Origin of the sequence: Halobellus ordinarius, assembly GCF_031823395.1 — an archaeon.
Classification (GTDB): Archaea; Halobacteriota; Halobacteria; order Halobacteriales; family Haloferacaceae; genus Haloquadratum; species Haloquadratum ordinarius.
The window spans coordinates 289,780-304,559 of sequence record NZ_JAVQKJ010000006.1 but is presented as its reverse complement, the minus strand read 5'-3'; the positions used below and the strand labels follow the sequence as shown (position 1 = coordinate 304,559).

Below are 14,780 nucleotides of genomic sequence, written 5' to 3'. Positions count from 1 at the left end.
GTGCCCTTCCGGCGTCCAGTCGGCCCATTTTAAACGATCCGGCATAAGTTTTCCCGTGTCTGTGCGCGTCTGACGCACCCCTACACCGACAGACCGGGTCACGCGAGCGACGCGGAGATCCGCCGCAGTGCGTCTGCGAGCCCGGCCGACTGATCGTCGACTGCGTCGTCGAGTGCGGTGAGGGCACGCGGTGTCCCGAAGACCACAGCCGTTCGACCGGTCGAATCGGTTGCCGAGAAATTCCCGTTCCCGTCGGCCAGGACGGACTGATTCGGGGCTGCCGAACCCGCCGAAACGACCGTGACGCCAACCTCTGCGGCCGCCGTGGACAGAACGCCGACGTTCCCGTCGGACAGCCCCGTCAGCTCGAACACGCGAACGACGGTTGTCGCTGATGCGGTCCGTGGATCGCTCTCGCCACCAGCCGATTCGGAACTTCCGCCAATGCGTTCGAGATGGCGTTCGGCCTCCCGTGTCGTCGTTACGTCCAGTTCCTCGATACCGACGTCGCCCGTCCGGTGTTCCCGGAGCCGATCGCGGGCGAATTCCTTGCCGATGAGCGCCGCATCTCGTGTCTCGGCCACGTCGTGGGTTCGAATGATGTGAGCCCCTCGTTCGACCGCCATCGACGTCGCCGCGAGCGACACCGGAAGCGCCTCCTCCGTCGAGCGGCCGGCGACCGACCGGAGGAAGTTCTTCCGGTTGATCGACACCAGGATCGGGTAGCCGAGCCCCCGGAACTCCCGGAGTCGCCGGAAGGTCTCCCGGTCGTCTTCGAGCGTCTTTGCCTCGGACCAGCCGCCGAACGCCGGGTCGACGATCGTCTTGTCGGTGAACCCGTTCAGGCCGAGCGCGTCGTAGATGTCGTCGACGTCCTCTATCGCCCCCGGTCGGGTGAGATCCGGCGGCGACGCCATCTTCGCGACCGCGACGTCGTGCTCAGAACAGACTCGCGGCATCTCCGGGTCCGCGAAGCCGCAGATGTCGTTGACCATATCGAAGCCCTGTGAGAGCGCCGCGTCGGCGACTTCGTGGTAGCGGGTCTCGATCGAGAAGATCGCGTCGCCGGAGACGCTTTCGAGCGTTTCGACGGCGGTGTCTAGGCGGTCGAGTTCCTGCTCGGCCGAGAGCACCTCGAATCGCTTGTTCGCAGATTCGAGGCCGACGTCGACGATGTCGGCACCCTCGTCGATCAGTTCCTCGTCGACGTATTCGGCGGCGTCGCCGGGATCGTCGAAGACGCTCGGATCGTACGGTGATTCCTTCGAGACGTTCAGCACGCCCATAATCCGCGGTGGGTGTTCGTCGCCGATCTTCAGGCCGGCGGCGTCCACAGTTCGCATACCCGATGGACGGACGGGAGGCACATATACTGACTGGCCGATTGCCGGCGGGCGGCCCGCGGGCAGATCCACTCGGCGGGACTTTTATCGTCCGCCGACAACGGTGCAGTATGCCGAAGCCGAAAGACGACTTCGAGACGCTCTACCCGTACCGTCTGTACGAGCCCACGGAGATCCTCGATCCGGAGTTGATGTACACCGTCCCAGAGATCGCTCGCCTGCTTCAGGGCCTCGATCCGGCAACGAAACTCGACGCCGACACCGAGGACCGCGTCGTCGCGTGGACGATTCCCTGGCTGATACAACACGCCGACGCGCTGGTGATCAACGACCCCGTCGGCGACGAACCCGGATACTTCGGCCTCGCGGAGGATGCCGACGAGGTCGACGAGATTCCCGAAGACGCCGACGAGACTCGGACGCAGGTCTTCGACGGATAACGGGACGCCGAAACGACGACGGATCAGCGGGTTCGCGCCGCCCTTGCTGCGAGTTCCAGGTCGTCGCCGGGGCGCTCCGTGATACTGGGCCCGTGTCCGACGTAGAGTGCGGTCAGTTCGTCGCCGACCGTGTCCCGGAGCCTGTCGATACTCTCGATGAGGGCCTCCCGATCGCCGCCCTCGAGATCGGTGCGACCGAACGACCCGTTGGCGAAGACGAGATCACCCGCGAAACAGGCGCCGGTCGAGCGGGCGTACAAACAGAGGTGGTCCGGCTTGTGTCCCGGGGTGTGTATCGCCTCGTAGTCGTCGTCGCCGATCGGGACGGTCTCGCCGTCGGCGATAGCGTTGTCAACGTACTCGCTGCCTGGGTCGAACCCCCACGTTTCGACGTCGAACGCCTCCTTCACGGCCGGCACCTTCTCGACGTGGTCCGGGTGGGTGTGGGTCAGATAGAGGCGATCCAGGGAGTCGACGTGGTCTCTGATCCGCGTGACGACGTCGAAGTTCGCGCCCGCGTCGATCAGTGCGGTCGTGTCGCCGGTGGCCAGAAAGACGTTCGCGGTGAACGCCTGGACGTCGCGTGCGAGATTGTGAATCACGGGCGTTGATAGCGGACCCGCCGACTTCCCTCTTTCCGATCCCGCTCGTCACAGCAGGATATCGCCGCTGGATCGAACGCGCCCGGATGTCTCATAGGGATTATCGTAACTGTTTATAGATTCTCGCCGCCCCGTCCGGCCAGAATTCTATGAGGACTTACGATAATCCCTATCACGTTCCGGATACGAACAATCAAGATTCCGGGCCGCGGAGTGACGATCAAGCCAGTATGCGTCAGTATCTCGATCTCGTCCACGACGTCCTCGCAAACGGGGGCTACAAGCCGAACCGAACGGGCGTCGATACGATCTCGGCGTTCAGCCGTCACTACCGGGTGGATCTCTCGGAGGGCTACCCGCTTCTTACGACGAAGGACCTCTCCGGGAGCCGGTGGAACTCGCTGATCCACGAGTTCGTCTGGTATCTCTCGGGCGAGGAACACATCAGAAACCTCCGCGAGGAGACCGGGATCTGGGACGCCTGGGCCGATTACGAGGGCAACCTCGACACCGCCTACGGTCGCTTCTGGCGTCGGTTTCCGGTTCCGGAGGAGGGATTGCCGGGCGAGTCCTGGCCCGACGACGATCACCGCTGGATCAACGACGAAGGGACGTTCGATCAGATCGCGTACGCGCTGGACCAACTGCGCGAGAATCCCAACTCCCGGCGGATCGTCGTCAACGCCTGGCACCCGGCCAACGCCGCCGTCTCGACCCTCCCGCCGTGTCACTACACGTTCGTTCTCAACGTCCAAGGCGAGGAACTGAACGTCCACCTCCACCAGCGTTCGGGCGACGTCGCCCTGGGGATCCCCTTCAATATCGCCGCGTACGCATTGCTCGCAATCGCGATCGCACAACGGACTGGATTCGAACCGGGGACCTTCGCCCACTCCGTCGTCGACACGCACATCTACTGCGGCGCCGGCGAGCGCGGAGAGTGGTACGCGGACAACCTCGACGCGCTGCAGTCGCGACTGGGGTCGGTCGAGGATCGTGGCGACTACAACGACGTCCGGGAGTGGCTCGTGGAGACCGCCCCACCCGAAGCCGAGGGTGAAGAGCGGTACGATCACGTGCCCGGGTTACTCGAACAGTGTTCGCGTGAGCCGCGGGAGCGGCCGGCGATCGAGGTGGCGGACGTCCCCCTGGACGACCTCACGTTCGCGGACGTCGAACTCTCGGGGTACGATGCTGCGCCGGGGATTCGCTTTGCGGTGGCCGAATGACCGCCGACGTCGATATCGTCCTGATCGCCGCCGTCGCGAACAACGGGGTCATCGGCCGCGACGGCGAGATGCCGTGGCACTACGGCGAGGATCTCCGGTTCTTCAAGCGGACCACGACTGGGCATCCGGTGATCGTCGGCCGGAAGACCTACGAGGCCGTCGTCGCGGCACTCGGTGAACCCTTCCCCGAGCGGACGACTGTCGTCCTCTCCTCGCAGTCACTCGATCTCCCGCCCGGTGCGGTACTGGCAAACTCCGTCGAAGAAGCCATCGAGGCCGCCGCTGCCGACGCCGAGGATCGCGGCGTCGACACGGCGTACGTCGCAGGCGGCGGTCGCGTCTACGAGCAGTTTCTCCCGTATGCAGACCGGCTGATCCTCACCGAACTGCACGAGCCCTACGAGGGGGACACCGAGTTTCCGGAGTGGAACGAGTCGGCGTGGGACGAGACAGACAGAGAATCGAGAGCGGCCTTCGATTTCGTGACATACGAACGGCAGCCGTGACAGACGATTTCCCGGAATAGCTGCGTGTTTTGATTTTCGAGCGCGGTTGAGTTTCGGCGGCCTTCGCTCTTCGAGCGTCGCGACCTCGGGTTGCTATTCGCCGACGAACTCGACGCCGGTTATCTCGAACCGCGCGCCACCCTTCGACCCGTTTTTCACCCGGATCTGCCACTCGTGGGCCTCGACGATCTGTCGCACGATATTCAGCCCGAGTCCCGTTCCCTCGTTGCTCGTCGAGAAGCCCTCCTCGAACACTTGGTCGAGTTGAGATTCGGGGATCCCGTTGCCGTCGTCCTCGACGTAGAACCCCTCAGGCAGCTCTCCGACAGTGATCGTTACGTCGCTGCCGCCGTGTTCGATCGCGTTCCGGAAGAGGTTCTCGAACGCCTGTCGGAGCCGGCCAGGATCGGCAGCAACCGTTCGCTCGATGTCGGTTTCGATGGTGGCTTCGGGAGATTCGATCGTCGCCCAGGCACGGGTGGCAAGCTCTTCGACCGAAACCGTCTCCCTGTCGCCGACGCTCCGTCCGCCTCGGGCCATCGCGAGGAGATCCTCGATCAGTTCGTCCATCCGGGCGTGGGCGTCCGCGGCGGCCGTCAGGTGCTCGCTGTCACACTCCTCGCGAGCCAGTTCGAGCCGTCCCTGGGCGACGTTCAACGGGTTCCGGAGATCGTGTGAAATCACCGAGGTGAACTGATCGAGGCGCTCGTTCTGTGCGGCGAGTCGACGTTGCTGCAGTTTGAGGGTCGTGACGTCGTTGATTACGACAACACGACTGTCCCGTCCCCCCTGGCCGGGGTTCGTCGGTGTCACGGACACCTCGTAGTACCGCGTTTCGGACTCGGACTCGTCGATCCTGATGATCTCCTGGATTCGCCCCGTTCCGTCGACGAGATCGGAGAGGGCAGTCGTGGGAACGATCTCCCGAAACCGCGCGCCGATCACGTCCTCGGAGACGCCGAACAGTTCCATTCCGGCCCCATTGATATCCACGACTCTGTCGTGTCGGTCCAGCACGCAGACGGCCGACGAGATGTTCTCGAACACCGTTCGGAGGGCGACCGGGCCGACTTCGGCGAGGCGATAGCGGAACATCGCCACCCAGATCGCGCTTACCGTAACCAGGAGTGAAATCGGTGTGAAATCCGCGGTCATCAACTGCAAGGAGTGGGGAATGTTCGCCGCCCACGGCGCTGCGACGGCGATGATCAGCATCGCACTCTGGCGCCGGTAGAGGTTCGGGGCGGTGACGACGTATCTGAGGAACAGAAACGACCCGAACAATAGCAGTACGTACGTGAACACGACGAAAGCCAGAAATCCCGGCCCCGGAGTCGTCGAGAGTCCTGCGGGGACGGGAGCCGAATAGTCGATCCCGGCCCAGTAGAGATGGTGGCTCGGATTCGTCCAGACGAGGAGTAGAAACGCTCCGGCGAATCCACCGAGAACGGCGGCGGCACGCGTCGGAAACGACTCGACGTAGCCAGTGTAGAGGACCGCGAGGAGGAGAAACCCGACCGGTGAGGCGACGATCCCGAAATACGATATCTGCAACCATCGCAGTTCGGCCATCGGCGTCGAGACGGTCACGAGTCCGAATGACCCGCCTGCCCAGACTACCGCGGCAACACACGTCAGGACCAGCGGTCGTGCCCCGAGAATCTCGCGGTGAGTCCACGCGGAATACGCGATGCCGACGCCTAATATACAGGTCACCGCGAGCAGCGTCAGATATACAGTTTGTAACATCTTGTCAGTCAGTTACTCCCGAGACCGCCACCCCCTCCCGGACGAAATTGTTGAATACACTAACTGTTACTTTCGGTATTCAACGAGGCGGTATAAAAGGCTGTCTGGGCACGACTGCACCAACGAGTAGTTTACACTTTTTCCAGGTGAATCAACCCCAGTACTCCAACACGGTTTCTGTGACCCGTTCGACGGACGGTGGTTTTGTCAGATAGACGTCCGGGTCGACGGAGAGATTCGATTCGGCGTCGACGGCTGAGATAATGCCGACTGGCGTCTCGTATCCCTCGTTTCGAACCTGGCGGATGACTTCTTCTCCGCGTAAATCCGGCATTCGGCGGTCGAAGAACGCGAAGTCGATGTGATCTCCGAATTCCTGCAATGCGGTTTCGCCACTCGTGGCAGTCACGACAGTAAACTCCGCCCCGTACTGTGCCTCGTAGAGGGCCGTCAGTTGCGGGTCATCGTCGACAAACAGGACCGTGGGTTCTGCCTCGTCCGGACTGGAACCACCAGTTGTTTCCTGCGTGGCCATACTATCGAATTTGGTTACAGGAACCTGACGAACCGACCTACAAAATTAGGATTGAAAGGGGATTACAGTTCATTCGGTTTTTGACGGGATGTCGAATGCATATCTCGCTGACTGCGCGGGGCAGTCAAAAATTCAATCCTCCCGCTGCCAGCTACGTATGCCGTCTACTATCCGTATTTTATCGATTTATGACAAGTAATACCTACGCTATTACGAGCAATGAGAACGCCGTTTGCCGCCGGCGGGATTCGAGTCGCACCCTCGGGTCGACTTTCTCCGGAGGCTCTTTTCGACTGACTCCCCTCGTTTTATGTACAGTATCGTTCGTAACAGACGGGTATGGATCCGAATCTCCGCGCACTCGAGGGCATCTCACCGCCGCTTGCGACACCGATGGTCGACGGAGAGATCGACTGGGACTCTTTCGAGCAGTTGCTCACGCACGTCCGCGAAGGCGGCGTCAGCGGTCTCTTCCCGTGCGGGACGACCGGGGAGTCCGCGAGTCTGACCCGGACAGAGCGACGACAGTTGGTCGAACGGACTATCGAATCCGTCGGGGCGGATACCCCGGTCATTGCTGGTGGCAGCGGGACGACCGTCGCTGAGACCGTCGACTGGATCGAAACGCTTGCCGACCTCGGCGTGGACGCTGCCGTCGTCACTGGGCCGTACTTCCACAACTCGAACCGGAACCCGGGACTCGAACGATTCTTCACGAGCGTCGCTGACAGGAGTCCGCTTCCACTGATTCTGTACAATATCCCGTCGTGTGTCGGTGAATCGATTCCGGTCGAGACTGTCGCTTCGCTCGCCACTCACGAGCAGATATCCGGACTGAAGGATTCCAGTGGTGACCTGGCTTACGGCCTTCGGGCGAAGCATCAGACACCGAAGGACTTTCTGCTTTTCCAGGGGTACGACCCGCTTTTGCTCCCCTCCTTGCGAATGGGGTTCGATGGAGGAATCAACGCGCTCGCGAACGTGGTTCCCTCCGTCTATACCGAACTCTATCGGACGACGGCCACCGAGGAAGCTGCACACCAGCACCATCGGATGATCGAACCCCTTTTCGAGGTGTGCAAGCGGGACGGGTTTGCCCCCGCGACGAAAGCATTGCTCGCTGAACGCGATATCATCGCTTCGTCCGACGTGCGACCACCGTTGACTGCAACCGATGTCGATAGTGACCTGAAAATACTCCCTAAAGAGTATGAATATCTGGAGGAGTAGTGCCTAATCCTATCAAATCACATAGTATAAATTTTGAATGGTGATTAAAACACTCTGTATTTGATTATGGTTCAATGAGACCTCAGTAAGCGTAAATTCACGTTAAAATAAATAAAGATTAAATAAGAATATTGATAAATACGATAAAGTACTGTTATTTATATAAAACTGTGATACCATAGGCCCGGTTCATCGTAACAAATGTACGTTTGGTATCTATACTTAGAACTATATAAAATAGAAATCGAGGGGGTGAAAAACGACCTGGTCTCCCATATCCTGGGATATTTATAAATGAACTCGGCATATTTTTTATCCCCACGAGACCGACAGCCAAAATACGACAGACCGGTTCAATCGTCCCAATTACTGAAAGAACGCACCGACGGAGTTATTCTGCGGAACGGATGCTTCGATATGTGGTGTTTCCGTTTGATCGTTCCGGTGAGCTCATCGAATAGTTTCGAATCGATCAGTTGCAGAACTGACCTAAGTCGCCCGACAGCGAGGACTCGGTAGGGTGGGAAAAACGTCCCTCGCGTAGTCGTATTTAGTGATTCCATTCTGGGGTATTTTTAAAAAGGTCAAGGACGTAGCTCCACGTATGACAGACGATCCCTCGGGCGCCTCGGTGAAGACTACCCGGACCTCGCTCGACATCCTCCAGATCATCCGTCGAGAGAAGGGCGCCGATCTGAACGGAATCGCCGACGAACTGGACAAAGCGACGAGTACGGTCCATCGGCATCTGAGGACACTCCAGAGGGCCGGTTTCGTAACCCGGTATGGGGAAACGTTTCATCTGGGACTGAAGTTCCTCGATTTCGGGGAGTACGTCAGGAGCCAGTGGCCGTTGCAGGCGATCGAAGACGCCGTCTCGCAACTCAACGACGAGACCGGCGAAGAAGTGGATTTCCTGACTGAAGATCGTGGCCGGGTGATCACGATCGGCAAATCGTACCGAAAGTACCACAGGATGGTCAGATACTCCGACAGCGGAGACGGTAGTGATCCGGAACGACGTCGGTCTCAGGTTGGTAACTACTATCACATGCACGTGACTGGCGCCGGCAAAGCGATCCTCGCGGAGTTCCCCGATCGGAAAGTCGAACGGATCATCGACCAGTGGGGGTTGCCGGCACGAACTGAAAACACGCTTACTTCCGAGACGGAGTTGTTCGCAGAACTGGAACAGATCCGGGAGCGAGGGTACGCGATCAGCGACGGAGAGTACGCCGAGGGTCTCAGAAGCGTCGCGAAAGTCGTCGAAAATCCGAACGGTGGCGTGTTCGGAGCGTTGAACGTGGCTGGGCCGACCTATCGGATGAACGGAGTCGTGTTGGAGCGGGAGATCCCGAACGCGCTCGAAGAGGCCAGTGAGGCGCTCGAAGAGGCGATCGTCGATCGATCGAGCGTCGTCGAGAGACAACCGCTCGGTTCGACGTGAGGTGCGGAAGGCTTCGCTCGCTTTTCGGATTTCAGGAAACGATCTCCAGGAGGCCTTCGAGCCCGTCGATCTCGTACTTCGGTGATTCCGTGAGCTGGTAGGACGCCCGATGATCCCGGTGGAGGAACGCGGAGTCGATCCCGAGACGGTCGGCCGTCTGGATGTCGACGATGCTGTCACCCACAAAAAGCACCTGATCGCCGCCGAACTCCGTTAAGATCTTTTCGGCGTAGTACGTGTCCGGCTTCCGTCGATCGAGCCCCGCAAGCGTCGGTTCCCGCCCGTAGATCGCATCGAAGTGGGGAGCGAGGTCGAACGCCTCGAGGGAGTTCGTGACCGTCCCTGCCTGATTGTTGCTGACGACTGCGAGCGTGAGGTCCTTCCCTGGCGCATCCAAGATGTTGACGACGCCGACATCGGGGTACGTGCACTTTCGGCCCCGCTCGACTTCCTCGGCCTGTGCCTCCACAGCGAGTTGCTCCCGTCGACGCCAGAACTGTTCGGGTTCGATTCCGAACTCCTCGCAGACGCGACGGACGTTCGCCGCCGAGAGTTTGTCACGTTCGTCACCGGTAATCTCGACCAGGTACTCGACCGTCTCGGCGTCGACGTCCACCACGCCGAATTCGAGAAACGCCTTGCGGACGGCAGTTCGGTGGACGGCCGGGTCTGTCGGCTCGACGAGCACCCCGTCGCTGTCGAAGATGATCGTATCGTAGTTCATATGGAATCCTCTCGTCCGCTCCGGATGTCCGTACCTATGCGCTTCCAATGGAGACATAAGAAATTTTCTCTGAGGCGCTCCCCGGCGGAACAATTAGGTACCCTGCCCAGAGGAGTTGTGGGTAGACGGATGCGTTCGTTCCACCGGCAGCGCCACGGTTTACTGGCAGTCTACACGCTTTCGTACTTTGCGACACGGATCGAACCGCTGGCAGTCGCGCCGTTGGTTCCCGAAATAACGACGTCACTCGAAACGACCTCTGGCGCGGTCGGTACCGCAATGACGGGCCTCTGGGCGGCGTATGCGATCGCACAACTGCCGAGCGGGATCCTGGCGGATCGGTACGGACGACGCCGACTGATACTTTTTGTGCTGCTATGCGGGGCTCTCGGGAGCGTGTTGCTCGCAGCGGCACCGTCGATCTTGATTTTCGCGGTCGTGGTCGTGTTGCTGGGTGGCAGTCTCGGCCTCTACTACAACGTGGGCGTTCTGTCGCTCGACGATCAGTTTGAGGGAACAGGCTGGGCGCTTGGTATCCATCGCATCGGATCACAGGCCGCGGGGCTTGTCGTCCCAATCGTTGCAGCCACGATCAGCGCCTGGTACTCGTGGCGGATCGGACTCCTGCTCGGTGCGGCCGTCGCGCTGCCGGTGGCCGGGTTAGCAGCCGTTTTTGTGGAACCGACGCGGCCGACTGAGCCGACGACTCCGGCCACAGGCTTGCTTGATCAGCTCCGTTCCGGGGTGGGCTATCTGCGAAGGATCGGTTCAATAACGACTGTCGCGGGCATCGGCGAGTTCGTCGCGTTGGCGAACATTACGTTTCTGCCGACGTTTCTCATTCGCTATCACGGCTTCGACTCCGTGCTGGCGGGCGCTGTGTTTTCGCTATACTTTCTGATCGTCAGCGCGACGCATCCGATCGCTGGCTGGTGTGGCGACCGCTTTCGGCCGATTGTGGTCGTCGGTGCCGCGCTCGCAATCGGCGTCATCAGTCACAGTTTCCTCGTCGTCGCATCCACGCGTCCCGCCGTGATCGTCGGTGCGGCGGCTGCGGCTCTGACGATGGGATTCAACGTTCCGTTGCAGTCGAAACTGCTCGCGGCGAGTGACCAAGGCGACCGTGCGGAGTCATTCGGCGTGTTTCGAACCGCATACATCCTGCTTGGCTCTCTCGGCGGAACCGTGACGGGAACGATCGCAGATACGGCTGGATGGGGTCTCGCATATGCGTTTGTGTCTGCGATCCTGCTCGCAGGCCTCGCCCTCCTCCTGATATCTCGGAACTCGCCAGCACTGGGAGGCCACGATGCGGATGAAAGCGTATTCTGAACTGAAGCGGCGCTTGCGAGGGGGGATAGTCTCTCAGGACCGCCATCTCCCGGTACCGGCACAAATATTAAGTATGGAGGAAGCAGAGATTTCGAAGAACATATGGATCCATCGTCGGAGACCAGCGTCTCGCTGCAGGACCTCACGAAGGATTACGGGTCGCTCATCGCGGTCAAAGGGATCGACCTCGAGGTCGAACCTGGGGAGTTCATCGTCATCGTCGGGCCGAGCGGTTGCGGCAAGAGCACGACCCTGCGGATGATTGCAGGGCTCGAAGACATCACGTCGGGGGAACTGTACTTCGACGATCGGTTGATGAACGACACGCCTCCGAAAGACAGGAACGTCGCAATGGTGTTCCAGAACTACGCACTGTACCCGCATATGAGCGCCCGACGGAATATGACGTTCGGGATGAACTCGGGCTCCGAGACGTATTCCAGCGACGAGATCGACGAACGGGTCCGGGAAGCCGCCGACACACTCGGCATCGCAGACCTCCTGGACCGCAAGCCCAAGCAGCTTTCCGGCGGTGAGCGCCAGCGCGTCGCGCTCGGACGGGCACTCGTCAGAGATCCCGACGTACTCCTGCTCGACGAACCCCTCTCGAACCTCGATGCGAAACTCCGGATCGAGATGCGGACCGAACTCGACGAACTCCACCAGGAGCTCGGGACCACGACCGTGTACGTGACACACGATCAGACGGAGGCGATGACGCTCGGCGACAAGGTGGTCGTGATGAACGAAGGGCAGATCCAACAGGTCGACCCGCCGCAGACACTCTATGACTTCCCGGACAACGAGTTCGTCGCGGAGTTCATCGGCTCGCCGCCGATCAACCTGATCCCGGCGGAGCTCCGACAGGAGGGCGGCGATTTTTCCATCGAGGCCCAACACGCCCGTGAGGACTTCGAGATCACCCTGCCCGAGAACGGCGACCTTCGGGGGTTGGAACTCGGCGAAGTCACCTTCGGTATCCGACCCGAGGACATCCATCTCGCGTCCACCTCCGACTTCGAGCAGGAGACCCCGCTGTCGCTTACCGTCGACGTGATCGAACCGCTCGGTGACAGTTCGCTCGTGTACGGGATGATCGGCGAGCAGGAGGTCCGGATTCAACTCGATGCGCACGCCGACGTGTCCCGCGGCGACACGGTATCGCTGGTCTGTAACCCCGAGCGACTCCATCTCTTCGACGCCGAGACCGGTGACGTACTGTATCACTCGGCCCACGCAATCGAGCGAGAAGTTACCGCCTGAGGGGCTTGCGTCTCTCCCGGGCGACGGTTCAGGCGAGGATCCGTTCGAGCCGCCGTTTGCTCACCTCGAGATACTCGAAGTCCGCAGTGTCCAGTTCGATAGAGAGCGTGCCGTCCCAGATTCCCTCCCGAACGGGCTGGAGCGCCGTCGCAAAGTCGAGGCCCCCGTACCCCAGCGGCAGATGTTCGTCTTTCCCCTGATACCCGGTGTCCGGGTGCCGCGTGTCGTTGAGATGGAGATGTGAGACCCGCTCTCCGTGTTCGGTGAGGAACGAGGCCATCTCCGATTCCGTCATTCCCGAGATCGCCGCGTGACCGGTATCGAACGTCATCGAGGTATCCGTTTCCGAAAGCACCACGTCGAAGCCGTGGACGTCGAGTGAGCCGACGTCGTCGTAATGATTCTCCAGGCAGATCTCGAATTCGTGTTCCGCGGCGAACTCATCCAGTTCGCGAACTGAGGGGATGAGCATCGAGTTCAGTTCGTCACGGTCCCAAACGCGTCGCCAAGCGTACGAGTCGGGATGGAGAACCCCCTTCTCGGCGCCCAGTGTAGCTGCGACCTCGATACACCGCTTCAGCTCCTCGACAGCGCCCGTCCGCTGGTGGCGGTGCGGCGAGCCGATGAGCATCGGATATGGGAGGTGGACGAGAAGATCGACATCGTGAGTCGCGAGCGCGTCGGTCACGACGTCGCTATCACGTTCAAGCTGATCACGGTGGGCGTCGCCGTCCATCATCAGTTCGACGTAATCGAAGCCGAGTTCGTCTGCGTGTGCGATCGATTCCGAGTACGCTTCCCGATCGAAACTGACGAATCCTGTTCGCATCAGTCACGTTGTCAGCCCGCGGAAAAGTAGCTCTTTCCCCGCCGATGTCTGATCCGCCCGAATAGTGTCAGGATAATTAAGAAATATTAATACGAATCGGTTCAAAACAGTGCGATGCGACTATGTCACGTAGCCATTCCAACAGAAGCGGAGGCCGTTACTCCCGTCGTCGATTCCTCGTGGCCGGCGGCACCACGGCTGCGATGGGGTTAGCCGGTTGTACGGGAGACGGCGGTTCCGAGGACACCGAAACCGAAGGCGAGGGTGGGTCGACAGCAACGGAGACGGACTCGGAAGGGACCACCGTCGGCGACGCTGGCGAGGAGGAGGTAACTGTGACCTTCTGGCCTGCGTGGGGTGGGTACTACGAAGAGACGTTCACCCAGATGGTGGCGAATTTCGAGGAGGAACACCCGAACATCACCATCGATATGTCCGCCCAGGGCAGTTACGCGGAGTCGCGCTCGGCGCTGTTCAACGCGGCCAACGCGGGCAATCCCCCGGACGTCGGCCATCTCGACAAGGGTGACGCGATCATCGCCAAGGACAGCGGCTTCTTCACGCCGGTCGAGGAGGTCTGGCCCGACATCACCCCCGACGACTACATCGGACCGGCCGTCGGGACGAGCGTCATCGAGGGCACTACGTGGTCGATCCCGTTCAACAACTCCCAGATCGTGATGTACTACAACAAAGATCACTTCGAGGAGGCGGGACTCGACCCCGAGGCCGCCCCCGGAACCTGGGAGGAGATGGCCGACGCCGCGAACACGATCGTCGACGAGGGCGTCGCCGACTACGGCGTCAGCTGGCCGAACCACAACTGGTGGATCAACAGCTGGATGGGCGAACAGGAGCAGTTCGTCTGCGATCAGGAGAACGGCCGCGCGGGCGAGCCGACCGAGGTGTACTACAACAGCGACGCCGCCCAAGAGGTGTTCGACTACTGGATGAACGATCTGGGCGACGCGTACCACAACCCCGGCATCAAGAACTGGGGCGCCTCCGAGCAGGCATTCCAGAACGGCGTCGCGTCGATGCATATGAACTCCTCGGGATCGCTGGCGTACCTCCTCGCTGGGTTCGAGGAGAACGGCATCAACGTCGGGATCGCGCCGCTCCCGGTACCAGGCGACCGTATCGGGCACAGTATGGGCGGCGCCGCGGTCTGGGTCTCCGATAAAGACCGCAGCGACGCCGAGCGGGAGGCGGTCGCGACGTTCCTCCAGGATATGACCGGCCCGGAGCAGCAGGCCTACTACTCCCGGCGGACCGGTTACTTCCCGTCGCACGAGGAGTCCTTCACCATCCTCGAGGATGAGGGCTTCTACGAGGACAACCCCGACAGCTTCAAAGTCTCCTACGAGCAGTACCAAGCGTGGGAGGAACACGCGATGAACCAGGGGATCCTGATGGGCCCGGCCTCGGACATCTACCAGGAGGTCGAGAGCCAGTCCGACGAGATGCTGCAGGGCAGGGCGATCAGCGAGGCGACGGGGGCCATCAAGGAGTTCGGCGACCGGCAGTTGGAACGCTACGAACGGGCCTAAC

General features: G+C 60.9%; 14 protein-coding genes. 8 read left to right on the top strand and 6 right to left on the bottom strand.

Annotation, left to right across the window (positions count from 1 at the left end; genetic code table 11):
* Positions 1 to 98: 98 nt before the first annotated feature.
* Positions 99 to 1,343 (bottom strand): dihydropteroate synthase, encoded by a 1,245-nt coding sequence (folP, locus tag RJT48_RS10565; RefSeq protein ID WP_311172245.1) that lies wholly within the window; start codon positions 1,341 to 1,343, stop codon positions 99 to 101.
* 110 nt (positions 1,344 to 1,453) lie between these two features.
* On the opposite strand from folP, the gene RJT48_RS10560 reads away from it, so the two are divergent.
* A complete protein-coding gene (locus RJT48_RS10560) occupies positions 1,454 to 1,783 on the top strand; it encodes a DUF5827 family protein (protein ID WP_311172244.1) in 330 nt (109 codons plus the stop codon).
* 23 nt (positions 1,784 to 1,806) lie between these two features.
* On the opposite strand, the gene RJT48_RS10555 is transcribed toward RJT48_RS10560, so the two are convergent.
* A complete protein-coding gene (locus RJT48_RS10555; protein ID WP_311172243.1) occupies positions 1,807 to 2,385 on the bottom strand; it encodes an MBL fold metallo-hydrolase in 579 nt (192 codons plus the stop codon).
* Positions 2,386 to 2,615: 230 nt separating this feature from the next.
* Here RJT48_RS10555 and thyA point away from each other — a divergent pair, with 230 nt between their 5' ends.
* Both thyA and RJT48_RS10545 read left to right on the top strand, forming a co-directional pair.
* Positions 2,616 to 3,614 (top strand): thymidylate synthase, encoded by a 999-nt coding sequence (gene thyA / locus RJT48_RS10550; protein WP_311172310.1) that lies wholly within the window; start codon positions 2,616 to 2,618, stop codon positions 3,612 to 3,614.
* Positions 3,611 to 4,120: a dihydrofolate reductase gene (locus RJT48_RS10545; RefSeq protein ID WP_311172242.1), complete on the top strand. Its 510-nt coding sequence runs from the start codon at positions 3,611 to 3,613 to the stop codon at positions 4,118 to 4,120. The genes thyA and RJT48_RS10545 overlap by 4 nt, the downstream gene beginning before the upstream one ends.
* Before the next feature lie 93 nt (positions 4,121 to 4,213).
* Here RJT48_RS10545 and RJT48_RS10540 read toward each other — a convergent pair whose 3' ends face one another.
* Positions 4,214 to 5,869 (bottom strand): histidine kinase N-terminal 7TM domain-containing protein, encoded by a 1,656-nt coding sequence (locus RJT48_RS10540; protein WP_311172241.1) that lies wholly within the window; start codon positions 5,867 to 5,869, stop codon positions 4,214 to 4,216.
* A 151-nt stretch (positions 5,870 to 6,020) separates the two neighbouring features.
* Entirely contained in the window at positions 6,021 to 6,404 is a 384-nt protein-coding gene (locus tag RJT48_RS10535; protein ID WP_311172240.1) for a response regulator transcription factor, read from the bottom strand.
* 339 nt (positions 6,405 to 6,743) lie between these two features.
* Between RJT48_RS10535 and RJT48_RS10530 the strand changes: the two genes are divergently transcribed.
* Positions 6,744 to 7,634: a dihydrodipicolinate synthase family protein gene (locus RJT48_RS10530; RefSeq protein ID WP_311172239.1), complete on the top strand. Its 891-nt coding sequence runs from the start codon at positions 6,744 to 6,746 to the stop codon at positions 7,632 to 7,634.
* 604 nt (positions 7,635 to 8,238) lie between these two features.
* Entirely contained in the window at positions 8,239 to 9,081 is an 843-nt protein-coding gene (locus tag RJT48_RS10525) for an IclR family transcriptional regulator (protein WP_311172238.1), read from the top strand.
* A gap of 31 nt (positions 9,082 to 9,112) precedes the next feature.
* Here RJT48_RS10525 and RJT48_RS10520 read toward each other — a convergent pair whose 3' ends face one another.
* Positions 9,113 to 9,805 carry an HAD family hydrolase gene (locus RJT48_RS10520; RefSeq protein ID WP_311172237.1) on the bottom strand — a complete coding sequence of 231 codons (693 nt, stop codon included), beginning with the start codon at positions 9,803 to 9,805 and terminating at the stop codon, positions 9,113 to 9,115.
* Positions 9,806 to 9,934: 129 nt separating this feature from the next.
* On the opposite strand from RJT48_RS10520, the gene RJT48_RS10515 reads away from it, so the two are divergent.
* Positions 9,935 to 11,137 (top strand): MFS transporter, encoded by a 1,203-nt coding sequence (locus RJT48_RS10515; protein WP_311172236.1) that lies wholly within the window; start codon positions 9,935 to 9,937, stop codon positions 11,135 to 11,137.
* A gap of 102 nt (positions 11,138 to 11,239) precedes the next feature.
* Positions 11,240 to 12,400 carry an ABC transporter ATP-binding protein gene (locus tag RJT48_RS10510; protein ID WP_311172235.1) on the top strand — a complete coding sequence of 387 codons (1,161 nt, stop codon included), beginning with the start codon at positions 11,240 to 11,242 and terminating at the stop codon, positions 12,398 to 12,400.
* A gap of 28 nt (positions 12,401 to 12,428) precedes the next feature.
* Here RJT48_RS10510 and RJT48_RS10505 read toward each other — a convergent pair whose 3' ends face one another.
* Positions 12,429 to 13,229 (bottom strand): sugar phosphate isomerase/epimerase family protein, encoded by an 801-nt coding sequence (locus tag RJT48_RS10505; protein ID WP_311172234.1) that lies wholly within the window; start codon positions 13,227 to 13,229, stop codon positions 12,429 to 12,431.
* 203 nt (positions 13,230 to 13,432) lie between these two features.
* Here RJT48_RS10505 and RJT48_RS10500 point away from each other — a divergent pair, with 203 nt between their 5' ends.
* Positions 13,433 to 14,779 carry an ABC transporter substrate-binding protein gene (locus tag RJT48_RS10500; protein WP_311172233.1) on the top strand — a complete coding sequence of 449 codons (1,347 nt, stop codon included), beginning with the start codon at positions 13,433 to 13,435 and terminating at the stop codon, positions 14,777 to 14,779.
* Position 14,780: the final 1 nt, after the last annotated feature.

What these genes read in the sequence shown, in the direction of transcription:
- RJT48_RS10530 (WP_311172239.1), top strand. Translation starts at nt 6,744, where the DNA reads ATGGATCCGAATCTCCGCGCACTCGAGGGCATCTCACCGCCGCTTGCG.
- RJT48_RS10505 (WP_311172234.1), bottom strand. Translation starts at nt 13,229, where the DNA reads ATGCGAACAGGATTCGTCAGTTTCGATCGGGAAGCGTACTCGGAATCG.
- RJT48_RS10500 (WP_311172233.1), top strand. Translation starts at nt 13,433, where the DNA reads ATGGGGTTAGCCGGTTGTACGGGAGACGGCGGTTCCGAGGACACCGAA.
- RJT48_RS10510 (WP_311172235.1), top strand. Translation starts at nt 11,240, where the DNA reads ATGGATCCATCGTCGGAGACCAGCGTCTCGCTGCAGGACCTCACGAAG.
- RJT48_RS10525 (WP_311172238.1), top strand. Translation starts at nt 8,239, where the DNA reads ATGACAGACGATCCCTCGGGCGCCTCGGTGAAGACTACCCGGACCTCG.
- RJT48_RS10560 (WP_311172244.1), top strand. Translation starts at nt 1,454, where the DNA reads ATGCCGAAGCCGAAAGACGACTTCGAGACGCTCTACCCGTACCGTCTG.
- thyA (WP_311172310.1), top strand. Translation starts at nt 2,616, where the DNA reads ATGCGTCAGTATCTCGATCTCGTCCACGACGTCCTCGCAAACGGGGGC.
- RJT48_RS10545 (WP_311172242.1), top strand. Translation starts at nt 3,611, where the DNA reads ATGACCGCCGACGTCGATATCGTCCTGATCGCCGCCGTCGCGAACAAC.
- RJT48_RS10540 (WP_311172241.1), bottom strand. Translation starts at nt 5,869, where the DNA reads ATGTTACAAACTGTATATCTGACGCTGCTCGCGGTGACCTGTATATTA.
- RJT48_RS10535 (WP_311172240.1), bottom strand. Translation starts at nt 6,404, where the DNA reads ATGGCCACGCAGGAAACAACTGGTGGTTCCAGTCCGGACGAGGCAGAA.
- folP (WP_311172245.1), bottom strand. Translation starts at nt 1,343, where the DNA reads ATGCGAACTGTGGACGCCGCCGGCCTGAAGATCGGCGACGAACACCCA.
- RJT48_RS10515 (WP_311172236.1), top strand. Translation starts at nt 9,935, where the DNA reads ATGCGTTCGTTCCACCGGCAGCGCCACGGTTTACTGGCAGTCTACACG.
- RJT48_RS10520 (WP_311172237.1), bottom strand. Translation starts at nt 9,805, where the DNA reads ATGAACTACGATACGATCATCTTCGACAGCGACGGGGTGCTCGTCGAG.